This window comes from Leclercia sp. W6, from assembly GCF_003336345.1.
Lineage (GTDB): Bacteria > Pseudomonadota > Gammaproteobacteria > Enterobacterales > Enterobacteriaceae > Enterobacter.
Genome location: NZ_CP031104.1, coordinates 3,751,127 through 3,766,179, shown reverse-complemented (window position 1 = coordinate 3,766,179; position 15,053 = coordinate 3,751,127). Strand labels below are relative to the sequence as shown.

The following is a 15,053-nucleotide window of genomic DNA, read 5'->3' as shown; positions in this document are numbered from 1 at the left end:
CATCTTTGCTTTCTTGCCAGCGCCAGAAATGCACTGTCAGTGGCAAGAAGGTCGCCTTTCCTTCCCTTTTTTACACTGTCCGGCAATGACTTCAGGAAGGACCGGACCATGACTTTTCGCCATTGTGTGGCTGTCGATTTAGGCGCATCCAGCGGCCGGGTGATGCTGGCAAGCTACCACCGCGAGGCGCGCACGCTTCAGCTTCGCGAAATCCACCGTTTCGTTAACTGTCTGCAAAAGCGGGACGGCTTTGACTGCTGGGATATCGACACCCTGGAAGCGGAGATCCGCACCGGGCTGAATAAGGTTTGTGAAGAAGGCATTCGCATCGACAGCATCGGGATTGATACCTGGGGCGTGGATTATGTGCTGCTGGACAGCCACGGCCAGCGCGTCGGCCTGCCGGTCTCCTACCGCGACAACCGCACCGACGGGGTAATGACGCACGCGCTGGCGCAGCTGGGCAAAGCGGAGATCTATGGCCGCAGCGGCATCCAGTTCCTGCCCTTTAATACCCTTTATCAACTGCGTGCCCTGGTTGAGCAGCAGCCGGAGCTGGTGGCGAAGGTCGCCCACGCCCTGCTGATCCCGGACTACTTCAGCTACCGCCTTACCGGCCAGATGAACTGGGAATATACCAACGCCACCACCACCCAGCTGGTGAACATCAATTCCGATACCTGGGACGAGAACCTGCTCAACTGGACCGGCGCGCCGCGCGACTGGTTTGGCACGCCGACCCATCCGGGCAATGTGATCGGTCACTGGATTTGCCCCCAGGAGAATGCCATCCCGGTGGTGGCCGTCGCCAGCCATGACACCGCCAGCGCGGTGATCGCCGCCCCGCTGGCCTCAAAGGATGCAGCGTATCTCTCCTCCGGCACCTGGTCGCTGATGGGCTTTGAGAGCAAAACCCCCTACACCAGCGATAGCGCGCTGGCGGCCAACATTACCAACGAGGGCGGCGCAGAGGGCCGCTACCGGGTACTGAAAAATATTATGGGGCTGTGGCTGCTGCAGCGGGTGCTGAAGGAAAAAGGTATCAGCGACCTGGCTGCCCTGATCGCTGAGACGGAAACCCTGCCGTCGTGCCGCTTCCTGATCAACCCCAATGACGATCGCTTTATCAATCCGGCCAATATGAGCGCCGAGATCCAGGCCGCCTGCCGCGAAAGTGCGCAGCCGGTGCCGGAGAGCGCCGCCGAGCTGGCGCGCTGCATCTTCGACAGCCTCGCCCTGCTCTATGCCGAGGTGTTGCACGAGCTGGCCACCCTGCGCGGGAAGCCGTTCAGCGAGCTGCACATTGTGGGCGGCGGCTGCCAGAACCAGCTGCTCAACCAGCTGTGCGCCAACGCCTGCGGCATCAAGGTGTTAGCCGGGCCGGTCGAGGCTTCCACCCTCGGCAATATTGGCATTCAGCTGATGACCCTCGACGAACTGAACAACGTCGACCAGTTCCGCCAGGTGGTGACCGGCAACTATGGCCTGACCACCTTTACCCCTCATCCCGATCATGAGATTGCCCGCTACCGGGCGCAGTTTCAGCAACAACGACCGACAAAGGAGCTTTGCGCATGACCACTCAACTTGAACAAGCCTGGGAACTGGCTAAACAGCGTTTCGCCGCCGTGGGCGTGGATGTCGAGGAGGCTCTGCGTCAGCTCGACCGTCTGCCGGTCTCTATGCACTGCTGGCAGGGTGATGACGTCGCCGGTTTTGAGAACCCGGGCGGCGCGCTGACCGGCGGTATTCAGGCCACCGGTAACTATCCGGGCAAGGCACGCAACGCCGCCGAACTGCGGTCCGATCTGGAGCTGGCCCTGAGCCTGATCCCGGTCCCTAAGCGCCTGAACCTGCACGCTATCTATCTGGAATCCGACGAGCCCGTCGAGCGTAACGCCATCAAACCGGAACATTTTAAAAACTGGGTCGAGTGGGCGAAAGCCAACAAGCTGGGGCTGGATTTTAACCCCTCCTGCTTCTCGCATCCGCTGAGCGCCGACGGCTTTACCCTCGCCCACGCTGATGACGAGATCCGCCAGTTCTGGATCGACCACGTGAAGGCCAGCCGCCGCGTGTCGGCATACTTTGGCGAGCAGCTTGGCACCCCGTCGGTGATGAATATCTGGATCCCGGACGGAATGAAAGACATCACCGTTGACCGCCTCGCCCCACGTCAGCGCCTGCTGGCGGCGCTGGATGAAGCCATCAGTGAAAAGCTGAACCCGGCGCACCACATCGATGCCGTGGAGAGCAAGCTGTTCGGCATTGGCGCCGAGAGCTACACCGTGGGCTCCAACGAGTTCTACATGGGTTACGCCACCAGCCGCCAGACCGCGCTGTGTCTGGACGCGGGCCATTTCCATCCGACTGAGGTCATCTCCGACAAGATCTCCGCCGCGATGCTCTATGTGCCGCACCTGCTGCTGCACGTCAGCCGTCCGGTGCGCTGGGACAGCGACCACGTGGTGCTGCTGGATGACGAAACCCAGGCCATCGCCAGCGAGATTATCCGCCATGACCTGTTCGACCGGGTACATATCGGCCTCGACTTCTTTGATGCCTCCATCAACCGCATCGCGGCGTGGGTGATCGGCACCCGCAACATGAAGAAAGCCCTGCTGCGCGCCCTGCTGGAGCCCACCGCCGAGCTGCGCGCGCTGGAAGCCGCGGGGGATTACACCGCGCGTCTGGCCCTGCTGGAAGAGCAAAAATCACTGCCGTGGCAGGCGGTATGGGAGATGTACTGCCAGCGCAACGACGCCCCGGCGGGCAGCCAGTGGCTGGATAACATCCGGGCGTATGAGCAGGACGTATTAGCCAATCGTAAGTAAAGACATTGCCCGGCGGCGCTTTGCTTGCCGGGCCTACGGGTAAAACCAGGCCGGGTAAGCGAAGCGCCGCCGGGCATTTTCAAAGGAAACACAGAATGCAGACCATCACTCAATCCTGGTTCGTCCAGGGCATGATCAAAGCCACCTCCGACGCATGGCTGAAAGGCTGGGACGAGCGCAACGGCGGCAACCTGACGCTGCGCCTGGATGACGCGGATATCGCCCCGTTTGAAGCGGATTTCCACGCCAAACCGCGCTATATCGCCCTGAGCCAGCCGATGCCGCTGCTCGCCAACACGCCGTTTATCGTCACCGGTTCCGGCAAATTCTTCCGCAACGTACAGCTCGATCCCACCGCCAATTTAGGGGTGGTAAAAGTGGACAGCGACGGCGCGGGCTACCACATTCTTTGGGGGCTGACTGACGAAGCGGTGCCAACTTCTGAACTGCCGGCCCACTTCCTCTCCCACTGCGAGCGCATCAAAGCCACGGGGGGGAAAGATCGGGTGATCATGCACTGCCACGCCACCAACCTGATCGCCCTGACCTTTGTGCTGGAGAACAACTCAGACGTCATCACCCGCCAGCTGTGGGAAGGCAGCACCGAGTGTCTGGTGGTCTTCCCGGATGGCGTGGGCATTCTGCCGTGGATGGTGCCGGGTACCGACGAAATCGGCAGCGCCACGGCGGTGGAGATGCAAAAACATTCGCTGGTGCTGTGGCCATTCCACGGCGTGTTCGGCAGCGGCCCGACGCTGGACGAAACCTTTGGCCTGATCGATACCGCCGAGAAATCTGCCGAAGTGCTGGTAAAAGTTTATTCAATGGGTGGCATGAAGCAGACCATCACCCGGGAAGAACTGATTGCGCTGGGTAAACGCTTTGGCGTTAACCCGGTGCAGTCAGCGTTAGATCTCTACAAATAAGAACATCGCGCCCCGCTCATTGAGACGGGGCGAACCTACACCTGCAAACCCTACAAAACTCAATTAAGTGGAGTAAAAGCAATGAAAATAAAGACAAGCTTGATCCTCACCGTTGCCGCCCTGGCGTTGTCCGGTTCTGCTTTAGCTGAAGTGAAAATCGCCCTGGTGGCGAAATCCTTAGGTAATGGCTTCTTTGAAGCGGCAAACGTGGGTGCCCAGGAGGCAGCTAAAGAGTTGGGGGATGTCAAAGTCATTTATACCGGCCCGACCACCACCACCGCAGAAGCCCAGATCGAAGTGCTGAACGGATTGATCGCTCAGGGTGTCGATGCGATCGCCATCTCCGCCAACGATCCTGACGCCGTGGTACCGGTGCTGAAAAAAGCGATGCAGCGCGGGATCAAAGTGGTCTCCTGGGATTCCGGCGTGGCGAAAGCCGGGCGCCAGATCCACCTTAACCCTTCTAATAACGCGCTGATTGGCGAGACCAACGTCAAGCTGGCGGCCGACGCGCTGAAAGCGCTGAATGTGGAGAAAGGCGACGTGGCGGTGCTGAGCGCTACCCCTACCTCTACCAACCAGAACACCTGGATTGCCGAGATGAAAAAGGTGCTGCCGCAGTACCCGTCCGTCAATCTGGTGACCGTGGCCTATGGCGACGATCTCTCTGACAAGAGCTACCGCGAAGCGGTTGGCCTGCTGAAAACCTACCCGGATCTGAAAGTGATCGTCTCCCCGTCGTCAGTCGGCATCGTGGCGGCGGCGCAGGCGGTAAAAGATCAGGGCAAGATCGGCAAAGTGTACGTCACCGGCTTAGGGTTGCCGTCTGAAATGGCGGGCGCGGTGAAATCTGGCGCCAGCAAGAGCTTCGCCATCTGGAACCCTATCGACCTCGGGTATGCCGCGACCTATTTAGCGGACGATCTGGTAAAAGGCACGGCGACCAAAGACGAAGCCAGCATGGGTAAACTGGGCAAAGTGAAGCTGGATGCCGACGGCAGCGGCGCGATGGCTGAGCCGTTCGTTTACGATGCCAGCAACATTGATAAGTTCTCGAAAATCTTCTGATGCGTTTTGTGGGCCGGATAAGCGTAGCGCCATCCGGCCTACAAAATCCCCTATGGTGGAGAACTATCATGACCCCATTACTGGCACTCAACGGCATCACCAAGGTTTTCCCTGGCGTGCGTGCCCTTGAGAACGTGCAGCTTGAACTCTGGCCCGGCAAAGTCACCGCGTTGATTGGTGAAAACGGCGCGGGCAAATCGACGCTGGTGAAAGTGATGACCGGCATCTACCAGCCCGACGCGGGCGAAATCCTCTATAAAGCGATCCCCATTCAGCTGCCGACCCCTGACGCGGCGCACAAGGTGGGGATTACCGCCATCCACCAGGAGACCGTGCTGTTCGATGAGCTGTCGGTCACCGAAAATATTTTTGTCGGTCAGTACCTCTATAAAGGCTTTTTCAAAAAGCTCGACTGGCCGGAGATGCACCGCCGGGCGCAGGCGATCCTCACCCGTCTGGAGGTGCAGATTGACCCGCGCGCCACGCTGAAAACCCTCAGCATCGCCCAGCGGCATATGGTGGCCATTGCCCGTGCGCTCTCTTTTGACGCCCAGGTGGTGATCCTCGATGAACCCACCGCCGCCCTGTCGCAGCATGAAATCCTCGAGTTCTATCAGATTGTCGAACGCTTAAAGCAGGAGGGAAAAGCCATCCTCTTTATCTCCCACAAGTTCGACGAGATTTTTGAGCTGGCGGATCACTACACCATCCTACGCGACGGCGTGTTTGTCGGCGCCGGGGCCATCAACGACATCACCGAAGAGCGGATGGTGGCGATGATGGTGGGTCGCGCCATTACCCAGACCTTCCCAAAAGTGGAATGTGAGAAGGGCGACATCGTCCTGGAGGTGCAGGATCTCTGCCACCCCACCGAGTTCGCCAATATTTCGTTTACCCTGCGCAAAGGCGAAATCCTCGGCTTCTATGGCCTGGTTGGCGCCGGGCGTACCGAGCTGATGCAGGCGCTCTCCGGCGTCTCGCGCCCCTCCTCCGGCAGCATTGTGCTGAACGGCAAAGCGCAGCATTTCCGCCAGCCGGCGGACGCCATCAAAGCCGGGATCGTCTGCGTGCCGGAAGAGCGCCAGAAGCAGGGGGCGATTATCGAGCTGTCGATTGCCCAGAACATCAGCCTGCCGCAGCTTAGCAAGCTCAACGCCAGCGGCGTGCTGAATGACGATCGCGAGTGGCAGCTGGCGGATGAATATGCGAAGCGGCTACAGGTGAAAGCCTTTAGCTGGAAGCAGGCGGTGGAAACCCTCTCCGGCGGCAACCAGCAGAAAGTGGTGATCGGCAAATGGCTGGCGACCCACCCGGACGTGATCATTCTGGATGAACCGACCAAAGGGATCGATATCGGCTCCAAAGCGGCGGTGCATCAGTTTATGTCCGAGCTGGTCGGTCAGGGGCTGGCGGTGATCATGGTCTCCTCCGAACTGCCGGAAGTGATGGGCATGGCCGACAGGATCATCGTCATGCATGAAGGGTTAATGGTGGCGGAGTATCAGGCGGGGGGCGCGACGGCGGAAACCATCGTCAGCGCCGCCAGCGGTGCCAGACAGGAGGCCGCATAAATGGTGCAACAACTGCTTAAACACCGCGAGGCGCTGCTGGCGGCGGTGATTGTGCTGATGGTGATTGCCATCGGCACCCGCGTCCCGTCGTTTATCGCGCCGGGCAACCTGGTGGAGATGTTTAACGACACCTCGATTCTGATCATCCTCGCCCTCGGCCAGATGATGGTGCTGCTCACCAAAGGCATCGACCTGTCGATGGCGGCGAACCTGGCGCTGACCGGGATGATTGTCGCCCTGATCAACTTTAATTACCCCGAGGTGCCGGTCTGGGTGCTGCTCATTCTGGCGACGGCCCTGGGCCTGCTGATGGGCGTTATCAACGGTCTGCTGGTGTGGAAGATGGGCATCCCGGCGATTGTGGTAACGCTTGGCACCATGAGCATCTACCGCGGGATTATCTTTCTGCTCTCCGGCGGCGGCTGGGTCAACTCCAACCAGATGGGGGCCGATTTCCTCGGCCTGCCGCGTGCGTCGGTGCTGGGTTTACCGGTGCTGAGCTGGTGCGCCATCGCCGCCCTGCTGCTGGTGGGCTATTTCCTGCGCTACAGCCGCACCGGGCGGGCGCTCTACACTGCAGGCGGTAACGCCACGGCGGCGTACTACACCGGGATCAACGCCGGCAAAATGCAGTTTGTCAGCTTCTGCCTCTCCGGGGCGCTGGCCGGATTCTGCGGCTATCTGTGGATCTCGCGCTTCGCGGTGGCCTATGTCGATGTGGCGAACGGCTTTGAGCTTCAGGTGGTGGCGGCCTGCGTCATCGGCGGCATCAGCACCATGGGCGGTACCGGCCGGGTGTTAGGGTGCCTGTGCGGGGCGCTGTTCCTCGGGGTGATTAACAATGCCCTGCCGGTGATTGGTGTGTCGCCGTTCTGGCAGATGGCGATTTACGGGACGGTGATTGTGATTGCGGTGCTGCTTAATGAACGCGGCAACAAACGCAAAGGACGGCTGATCCTGCGCGATGCGGCGCTGGCACGTCAGAAACAGGCGGTGAGATCATGAGTAAAGTGATGACCTCTGAAGAGATGAAAAATAGTCCGGCCCCGGTGGGCATTTTCCGGCGCCTGCTGTGCTGGGAAGGTTTTCTGCTGGCGGTCACCCTGGCGGTGTTCGTGGGCAATGCCCTGGCCTCCCCGTACTTCCTGAATATCTGGAACCTGTCGGATGCGACGTTCAACTTCACCGAAAAAGCGATCATCGTGCTGCCGATGGCGATGCTGATTATCGCCCGGGAGATTGACCTGTCGGTGGCCTCCACTATCGCCCTGAGCTCGACGGTGATGGGCTTCTGCGCGGCGGCGGGGCTGGATACACCGTGGCTGGTCTGCGTGGGGTTAGGGGTTGGCCTGCTGTGCGGGCTGTTCAACGGCCTGCTGGTGACCCGCTTTAACCTGTCGTCGATTGTTATCACCATCGGCACTATGAGCCTTTACCGCGGCATCACCTACATTCTGCTGGGTGACCAGGCGCTTAATACCTGGCCGGAGAGCTTCGCCTGGTTCGGCCAGGGATACGTCTGGGGTGCACTGTCGTTTGAGTTCGCGCTGTTTATGGTGCTGGCGGTGGTGTTTGCCTTCGTGCTGCACAAAACCAACTTCGGGCGTCGTACCTACGCCATCGGCAATAACCCCACCGGGGCCTGGTATTCCGGCATCAACGTCAAGCGTCACAACCTGATCCTCTTCGCCCTGGTGGGGCTGATGGCCGGGCTGGCCTCGGTGCTGCTTACCTCGCGTCTGGGCAGTACCCGCCCGACCATCGCGATGGGCTGGGAGCTGGCGGTGGTGACCATGGCGGTGCTTGGCGGGGTCAATATTCTTGGCGGGTCCGGCAGCATGGTGGGCGTGATTATCGCCGCCTTCCTGATGGGGCTGGTCACCTTCGGCCTGAGCCTGCTCAACGTGCCGGGCATCGTGATGTCGGTAATTATCGGTGCGATGCTGATTGTGGTGATCTCCCTGCCGATCATCACCCGCCGCGTGATGCAGCGAAGACGGATCTAGTGCCGGGTGGCGCTGCGTGCAAGCGCAGCGCCGCCGGGCATAAAAATCACCGTAATTAAGGAGAATTATCATGAGCTTTATGTTGGCGCTGCCGAAAATCAGCCTGCACGGCGCAGGCGCAATCGGCGATATGGTTAAGCTGGTGGCGAACAAACAGTGGGGCACCGCGCTGATTGTCACCGACGGTCAGCTGGTAAAAATGGGCCTGCTCGATAGCCTGTTTTCCGCCCTCGACGCAGAGCAGATGTCGTATCACCTGTTTGACGCGGTCTTCCCGAATCCGACGGAAGAGCTGGTGCAGCAGGGCTTTGCCGCTTTCCAGGATGCGCAGTGCGATTACATCATTGCCTTCGGGGGCGGCAGCCCGATCGACACCGCCAAAGCGATTAAAATTCTCACCGCCAATCCTGGCCCGTCTACCGCTTATTCCGGCGTCGGCAAAGTGCTCAACCCCGGCGTGCCGCTGGTGGCCATCAACACCACCGCAGGTACGGCGGCAGAGATGACCAGCAATGCGGTGATCATCGACTCGGCGCGTCAGGTCAAAGAGGTGATTATCGACCCGAACATCATCCCGGACATTGCCGTGGATGATGCCAGCGTGATGCTCGATATTCCGGCCTCCGTCACCGCCGCCACCGGAATGGACGCCCTGACCCACGCCATCGAAGCTTATGTCTCTGTCGGCGCTCACCCCCTCACCGATGCCAACGCGCTGGAGGCGATTCGCCTGATTACCCACTGGCTACCGGAGGCGGTCGACAATGGACATAACCTGGAGGCGCGCGAGCAGATGGCCTACGGCCAGTATCTGGCAGGTATGGCCTTTAACAGCGCCGGGCTGGGGCTGGTGCATGCCCTGGCCCACCAGCCGGGGGCCACGCACAACCTGCCGCACGGCGTGTGCAACGCCATCCTGCTTCCGATCATCGAAAACTTTAACCGTCCGAACGCCGTGGAACGCTTTGCCCGCGTGGCCCAGGCGATGGGTGTGGACACCCGCGAGATGAGCGCCGAAGCGGCCAGCATGGCGGCGATCAACGCCATCCGCGCCCTGAGCAGTCGCGTCGGTATTCCATCCGGCTTCAGCAAGCTGGGCGTCACCAAAGCCGATATCGAAGGCTGGCTCGACAAAGCCCTCGCCGACCCGTGCGCCCCCTGCAACCCGCGCAGCGCCAGCCGCGACGAGGTGCGCGAACTCTATCTGGAGGCATTATGATCCGCAAAGCCTTTGTGATGCAGGTGAACCCTGACGCACACGAGGAGTATGAACGTCGCCACAACCCGATCTGGCCCGAGCTGGAAGCGGTGCTGAAAGACCATGGCGCCCACCACTACGCCATTTATCTCGATAAAGAACGTCACCTGCTGTTTGCCACGGTGGAGATCGAATCGGAAGAGCGCTGGAACGCGGTGGCGAACACCGATGTCTGCCAGCGTTGGTGGAAATATATGGGGGAGGTGATGCCCGCTAACCCGGACAACAGCCCGGTGAGCACCGGGCTGAAAGAGGTGTTTTACCTGGCCTGATGTGTTAACGCTGCCGCGTTCGCGGCAGCGATCTCCCGCTTACTGCTCAACGTAAACGCCGACAACACTGTCACCGCCAGCACAAAACAGCCCAGCATCAGGTAGGTATCCTGGAAGCCGATCCGGTCATACATATTCCCGGCGAAGGCGGAGAGAAAAATCGCCGCCAGCTGTTTGGCGAAGTTGAAGCCAATCAGGTAGATGGTCGCGGAGAGTCGGGTATCGAACACCCCCGTGATGTACTTGAACGCCCCCACCAGCAGGAACGGCACTTCCAGCGCGTGGAGCATCTTCAGGGCCACCACTTCGACGGCGGTGGTGGCAAATGACGAACCGATAATACGCGTCGCCATAATCACCCCGGCAATCAGCAGCGTATTTTTCGCGCCAATGCGGTTTATGATCCACGGCGAGCAGAACATGATGATGGCGTTGCAAATCTCTCCGGCAGTGGTCGCAAAACCGAACGCCCGCGTGCCCGCCTCCGGCGTGGCGAAGAAGGTTTTAAAGAAGGTGGCGAACTGCTGATCGAAGACGTCATAGACGCAGGCCACGCCAATCACGTACAGAATAAACATCCACATTTTGCGCTGGCGGAACAGGTTGATGACGGTTTTGACGGTGATCTGCGGCTGGTTCGCGCCGAGGGCATTCATCACCTGCGCGGTCTGGTTAGGTTTTGGTTTTGCCACTACCAGCAACAGCATCAGGACCAGCGCCGCGGCGGAGCCCATCCAGAAGACATACGACGGATCGATGCCAAACAGGATGCCGCCCGTCGAGGCGCACAGCCCCCAGCCGAGGCAGCCAAACATGCGCGCCTTGCCGTACTCAAAGAAGCTGTTGCGGCTCACGCGTTCAATATAGGCCTCAATGGCGCCCGATCCCGCCGAGAAGACAAAGCCGATGTAGACCCCACCGCTCAGCGCCCCGAGCCAGATATTGGTCTTCAGCAGCGGAGCGAAGACATAGAGGAAAAAGGGCGCGAAGAGAAACAGCAGGACCGCGATGATCCACAGCAGATGTTTTTTCAGCCCCAGCTTGTCCGACACCACTCCCAGCACCGGCTGGAACGAGATGGCAAACAGCGAGATGCAGGAGAAGACGATCCCGGTATGGGTTTTATTCAGACCAATGATATCCGACAGCCAGATCGGCAGGAACGGAAAGCAGGTGGCCATGATGAAGAAGTAGAGAAAGAAGAACGACCCGAAGATCCAGAAGTTCGGGTTGTCTTTATGGGTACAGGCAGTCGTGTTCATTATTTTTATCCTCAACTCAGGGCCGGTTTCCCGGCCCGTTGGCCTTATACGCGTTCAACGCCAATCAGAATGGCGGTTTCCGGATCCAGAACCGGCAGGGCCAGCCCCGCCTGCATCAACCATTCGCCGCTCACCGTTTGCGGCGTCTCCATCCACGCTGGCAGCTTGCGCATGGTGTGCCCACCCTCGCCGGTCAGGCGGATATTGGGGTGATCGAGCAGCGTGATGCGGTACCGGGCATTGGCCGCCAGCCCCGGCATACGCAGCGGCATCATCAGGGTGTAGTCCGGCATCGCCAGTTGGCTGACAATAAACAGCCCCTGACGCTGATCCGCGCTCACAATTCCCTGCGCCAGGGTGGTGCTGTCGGGCATATCCACCCGCCACTGGGTGCCGTGGTGGATCACCTCGCGCCACTGCTTATGCAGGGCCGCGTAGTGCCGGTAGCCTTCGCGCTCCTGCTCATCCACGGCGAGGGGATCCAGCTCCAGCCCCATATGGCCGAACAGCGCCGTCAGGCCCCGGAAGGCGATGCTGTGCTGGCGGAACGTGGCGTGACATTTATGATGACCGATGTGCGCGCCCATCACCTCCGGCGGGAAGAAGTAGCTCATGCCACGCTGGATAGTATTACGTTCCAGCGCGTCGTTGTTATCCGAGGCCCAGAAGCGATGGCAGCGGGTCAACACTTCATAGTCAATACGCCCGCCGCCGGAGGAGCAGGATTCAAACTCCACGTGCGGGAAGCGCTCGCCGAGGGTATCCAGCAGGCGGTAGAACTGGCGGGTCTGGGCATCGGCTGCGGCCTTACCGTTATGGCCCGGCTGCACCAGCTCACGGTTCATATCCCACTTCACATAGTCAACCTGATGCTCTCCCAGCAGCCAGCTCATGCGCTCCAGCAGGTAGTCGAAAGCGGCAGGAATGTTGAGGTTCAGCACCCACTGGTGGCGACCGGTGGCCTGTTCATACCCCGGCAGGGCCAGCACCCAGTCCGGGTGGGCGCGACAGAGATCGGAGTTCGGGTTAATCATCTCCGGCTCAACCCAGATGCCAAACTCCATGCCGAGGCGTTTGACGTGGTTGATCACCGGCGTTAAGCCGTTGGGGTATTTCTGCTCGTCGAGATACCAGTCCCCCAGCGCGGCATGGTCGTCGTTACGGCCTTTGAACCAGCCGTCGTCAATGATAAAGCGCTCCACCCCCAGCGAGGCCGCTTCATCCGCCATCCGCATGATGTATTCCGGGTCGTGGTTAAAGTAGATCCCCTCCCAGGTGTTGAGATGCACCGGGCGCGGTTTGTTCTCCGGGAAGCGGATGATGTTGGCGCGCAGATAGCGGTGGAACTGCTGGCTCATGCCGTTCAGCCCGTGCGCGGAGTAGCTGGCGTAAAGGCGTGGGGTCCACAGGGTTTCCCCCTCCTCCACCGCCATTTCACCCGGCAGGTAGAGCGCTTCGGCCTGCAGATAACGGCGGCCATCGGTTTTGGCCTCCGCGCGCAGGCGATGGTTGCCACTCCAGCCCAGATGCACGCCCCAGACGTCGCCCTGCATTTCGCTAAAGCCCGGCGTGCCGCCGATCAGCGCCGGGAAATGCTCGTGGGAGCTGCGGCCCCGGCGGTTCTCAATCACAAAGCTGTCGTGCTCCAGCAGCAGGCGATGCGGCTGAAATTCGCGGATCCAGCGGCCATGAAAGGCCATCACTTCGCGGGCCCGTTCCGCCAGCGGCAGGGTGACGGCCAGGCGATCCACCTGCCACGGCTGGCTTTTAAGGTTGGTCAGGCCGTGGCGAACCGTCAGCACGCCGCTGTCATCAAGGGCGATCTCGCTGGTCAGACGCAGGCCAGCGATCTCATCTTCGGCGGTGAGGGTCAGACTTTGTCCCTGCTGCGCGACTGTCACGGTCCGAAACCGCGGCGAGCCATCCAGACCCTGACGGTGGCCTTCAATGCCCGGCGCGCCAAACAGGCCATGGGCCAGCTCCGCCATCAGCGTCACCGGCGAGTCTACGTCCAGTCTGCCGTTAGCAATCGGGCGGGAAAGCGTAGCCGCATCCTGCGGCGAAAAGTGGCGAAGGTGTGGCCCCCAGTAAAGAATTTCGGCGAACGGCTGGGTTTTGATTACCACATCCACCGTTTCGCTCGCGAGTCGTAAAATAGCCTCTTGCATCGGACATCTCCTGTCATCGGGATATCCTGAGTGTTGATCCGAAACGTTTCGGATACAAACCAAAACGTTTCGGATTTGTGATCGGGTTTAGAAATTCGGGAGAATTATGCCGTCTGGCCCGGAGAGAATTCCGGTTGCCATAAGACCTGAAGCTGGCTGATTTCGCTGCCATTGATCAGCTGCAACACCATATCGGCGATCTGCTTACCCACGCCCTGACGGGTGGACTGGATCACCGCCGCCACGTCGATATCGACAATGCTGTCCTGCGGCAGGCCGTCATACACCACCAGCGACACGGCATGCTCGCCGGTTAAGCGTCCCATCTGGGCCAGCGCCATCGCCGCACCGTCACCGTGGGTGTTGCAGTCGGTGACGATCGCCGTCGGGGGCGCATCCAGCGCCAGCAGTTGTTGGGTAGTGGTATAGCCTGCGCGGCGTGAAGGGGGCATGGTGCGCAGCCATTCGCTGGAGAGTCCGGCCTCTTTCAGGGCATCGAGATAGCCCTGACGGCGCTGGGTGATAAAAGCCTGATTGTGGCTTTCGCCCAGATACGCGATGCGTTGATGCCCGCGCGCAATCAGGTGCTGGGTGGCGGTATGCGTGCCCGCATAGTTATCAAAGTCGAACCAGGCATAGGGCTTTGGCAGATGGCTGCGCCCGAGCGCCAGGAAGGGGAACCCGGCGGCCTGCAACTGCTCCAGACGCGGATCGTTATCCAGCGTATGGGCCACAATCAGCGCATCCACACGACGGCTCTGCACCATACGCATATAGCTGTGTTTATCAGCCAGATCGTCATCGGCAATGAGCAATAAGTCGATTTCATGTCGCGCTAATTGGTGGCTAATTTCGCCGACCATGTCCATAAAGACGCTGTTATTGAGCGGAACGGGATGCACCGGGAAGACCAGCCCCACGGCGTCGATTTTGCCCATCTTCAGACGACGGGCGAAGGTATTCGGCCGATAGCCGCGGCGCTGCGCTTCAGCCTCCACGCGGGCCCGCGTCTCGCTGGAAACGTCATAATAGCCGTTGAGGGCGCGGCTTACCGTCGTTACCGACAGTCCCAGTTCTTTAGCAATGGCTTTAAGCGACATGATTATCCGTGTCTTTGGGTTAGTTTTGTTCCGCCACCATGAGCGCATAGGTATCGGGCTCAAGGGCTTTGAAGAGATGCGGCTGGTCGGCAGGATAGCAAATATAGTCCCCTGGCCCCAGCTCCTCGGGCGATTCGGTCAGACCAATCAGCGCCCGCCCCTTCATCACAATAATATGCTCAACCGAACCCGGCGGGTGCGGGTGGGAGATACGGTCCGCGCCGGGCTGGGCCATCAAAATATAGATATCACGTCGGGCGCCCGGCGGGCATGCCGCCAGTAAAATAGCCTCATAGTTTGCCTGTTCCGCAATCACTTTTGTGCCTTCACCCAGGCGGATCACCTGGGTGGCAGGCTGCTGCGGTTCAAGCAGGCGGGCAAACGGAATATCCAGCGCCACGCAGAGCGACCATAACGTTTCGAGGCTGGGGTTGCCGTTACCGGACTCCAGCTGGGAGAGCGTGGATTTGGCGATCCCGGCACGGCGGGCGATCTCTGCCAGTGAAAGCCCGGTCCGCGTGCGCTCTCGCACCAGACTTTTGGCGATCACGCTAATTGGCTGCGTCATAAAACGATCTCATACACTGT

At 60.2% G+C, this 15,053-nt stretch carries 13 protein-coding genes; 9 read left to right on the top strand and 4 right to left on the bottom strand.

All coding sequences use genetic code 11. The features are described 5' to 3' along the window. Positions 1 to 108 precede the first annotated feature (108 nt). From rhaB to rhaM, 9 genes are all read left to right on the top strand, one after another. Positions 109 to 1,578, top strand: coding sequence for a rhamnulokinase (gene rhaB / locus DVA43_RS18405; RefSeq protein ID WP_114316371.1), 1,470 nt, complete (start codon positions 109 to 111; stop codon positions 1,576 to 1,578). Continuing rightward, complete coding sequence (gene rhaA / locus DVA43_RS18400) at positions 1,575 to 2,834, top strand: L-rhamnose isomerase (RefSeq protein ID WP_114316370.1); 1,260 nt, start codon at positions 1,575 to 1,577, stop codon at positions 2,832 to 2,834. The genes rhaB and rhaA overlap by 4 nt, the downstream gene beginning before the upstream one ends. 95 nt (positions 2,835 to 2,929) lie before the next feature. Then, positions 2,930 to 3,760 (top strand): rhamnulose-1-phosphate aldolase, encoded by an 831-nt coding sequence (gene rhaD / locus DVA43_RS18395; protein WP_103177530.1) that lies wholly within the window; start codon positions 2,930 to 2,932, stop codon positions 3,758 to 3,760. 81 nt (positions 3,761 to 3,841) lie between these two features. Continuing rightward, positions 3,842 to 4,828, top strand: coding sequence for a rhamnose ABC transporter substrate-binding protein (gene rhaS / locus DVA43_RS18390; protein WP_114316369.1), 987 nt, complete (start codon positions 3,842 to 3,844; stop codon positions 4,826 to 4,828). A 68-nt stretch (positions 4,829 to 4,896) separates the two neighbouring features. Further along, positions 4,897 to 6,399 (top strand): sugar ABC transporter ATP-binding protein, encoded by a 1,503-nt coding sequence (locus DVA43_RS18385; protein WP_114316368.1) that lies wholly within the window; start codon positions 4,897 to 4,899, stop codon positions 6,397 to 6,399. Further along, a complete protein-coding gene (locus DVA43_RS18380; RefSeq protein WP_114316367.1) occupies positions 6,400 to 7,404 on the top strand; it encodes an ABC transporter permease in 1,005 nt (334 codons plus the stop codon). Then, positions 7,401 to 8,405: an ABC transporter permease gene (locus DVA43_RS18375; RefSeq protein ID WP_114316366.1), complete on the top strand. Its 1,005-nt coding sequence runs from the start codon at positions 7,401 to 7,403 to the stop codon at positions 8,403 to 8,405. Before DVA43_RS18380 ends, DVA43_RS18375 begins: the two co-directional genes overlap by 4 nt. Before the next feature lie 70 nt (positions 8,406 to 8,475). Further along, positions 8,476 to 9,624 carry a lactaldehyde reductase gene (gene fucO / locus DVA43_RS18370; protein ID WP_114316365.1) on the top strand — a complete coding sequence of 383 codons (1,149 nt, stop codon included), beginning with the start codon at positions 8,476 to 8,478 and terminating at the stop codon, positions 9,622 to 9,624. Then, positions 9,621 to 9,935: an L-rhamnose mutarotase gene (rhaM, locus tag DVA43_RS18365; RefSeq protein WP_103177536.1), complete on the top strand. Its 315-nt coding sequence runs from the start codon at positions 9,621 to 9,623 to the stop codon at positions 9,933 to 9,935. The genes fucO and rhaM overlap by 4 nt, the downstream gene beginning before the upstream one ends. On the opposite strand, the gene DVA43_RS18360 is transcribed toward rhaM, so the two are convergent. From DVA43_RS18360 to DVA43_RS18345, 4 genes are all read right to left on the bottom strand, one after another. After that, complete coding sequence (locus DVA43_RS18360) at positions 9,923 to 11,197, bottom strand: MFS transporter (protein ID WP_114316364.1); 1,275 nt, start codon at positions 11,195 to 11,197, stop codon at positions 9,923 to 9,925. The genes rhaM and DVA43_RS18360 overlap by 13 nt on opposite strands. Positions 11,198 to 11,241: 44 nt before the next feature. Next, on the bottom strand, positions 11,242 to 13,365 hold the full coding sequence (locus tag DVA43_RS18355) for an alpha-galactosidase (RefSeq protein WP_114316363.1): 2,124 nt from the start codon (positions 13,363 to 13,365) through the stop codon (positions 11,242 to 11,244). Positions 13,366 to 13,469: 104 nt separating this feature from the next. Beyond that, positions 13,470 to 14,465, bottom strand: coding sequence for a LacI family DNA-binding transcriptional regulator (locus tag DVA43_RS18350; RefSeq protein WP_103177539.1), 996 nt, complete (start codon positions 14,463 to 14,465; stop codon positions 13,470 to 13,472). A gap of 19 nt (positions 14,466 to 14,484) precedes the next feature. Beyond that, positions 14,485 to 15,033 carry a helix-turn-helix domain-containing protein gene (locus DVA43_RS18345; protein ID WP_114316362.1) on the bottom strand — a complete coding sequence of 183 codons (549 nt, stop codon included), beginning with the start codon at positions 15,031 to 15,033 and terminating at the stop codon, positions 14,485 to 14,487. Positions 15,034 to 15,053 lie beyond the last annotated feature (20 nt).

Excerpts from the sequence above, each read along its gene's own strand:
- rhaB (WP_114316371.1), top strand. The coding sequence starts at position 109 with ATGACTTTTCGCCATTGTGTGGCTGTCGATTTAGGCGCATCCAGCGGC.
- rhaA (WP_114316370.1), top strand. The coding sequence starts at position 1,575 with ATGACCACTCAACTTGAACAAGCCTGGGAACTGGCTAAACAGCGTTTC.
- rhaD (WP_103177530.1), top strand. The coding sequence starts at position 2,930 with ATGCAGACCATCACTCAATCCTGGTTCGTCCAGGGCATGATCAAAGCC.
- rhaS (WP_114316369.1), top strand. The coding sequence starts at position 3,842 with ATGAAAATAAAGACAAGCTTGATCCTCACCGTTGCCGCCCTGGCGTTG.
- DVA43_RS18385 (WP_114316368.1), top strand. The coding sequence starts at position 4,897 with ATGACCCCATTACTGGCACTCAACGGCATCACCAAGGTTTTCCCTGGC.
- DVA43_RS18380 (WP_114316367.1), top strand. The coding sequence starts at position 6,400 with ATGGTGCAACAACTGCTTAAACACCGCGAGGCGCTGCTGGCGGCGGTG.
- DVA43_RS18375 (WP_114316366.1), top strand. The coding sequence starts at position 7,401 with ATGAGTAAAGTGATGACCTCTGAAGAGATGAAAAATAGTCCGGCCCCG.
- fucO (WP_114316365.1), top strand. The coding sequence starts at position 8,476 with ATGAGCTTTATGTTGGCGCTGCCGAAAATCAGCCTGCACGGCGCAGGC.
- rhaM (WP_103177536.1), top strand. The coding sequence starts at position 9,621 with ATGATCCGCAAAGCCTTTGTGATGCAGGTGAACCCTGACGCACACGAG.
- DVA43_RS18360 (WP_114316364.1), bottom strand. The coding sequence starts at position 11,197 with ATGAACACGACTGCCTGTACCCATAAAGACAACCCGAACTTCTGGATC.
- DVA43_RS18355 (WP_114316363.1), bottom strand. The coding sequence starts at position 13,365 with ATGCAAGAGGCTATTTTACGACTCGCGAGCGAAACGGTGGATGTGGTA.
- DVA43_RS18350 (WP_103177539.1), bottom strand. The coding sequence starts at position 14,465 with ATGTCGCTTAAAGCCATTGCTAAAGAACTGGGACTGTCGGTAACGACG.
- DVA43_RS18345 (WP_114316362.1), bottom strand. The coding sequence starts at position 15,033 with ATGACGCAGCCAATTAGCGTGATCGCCAAAAGTCTGGTGCGAGAGCGC.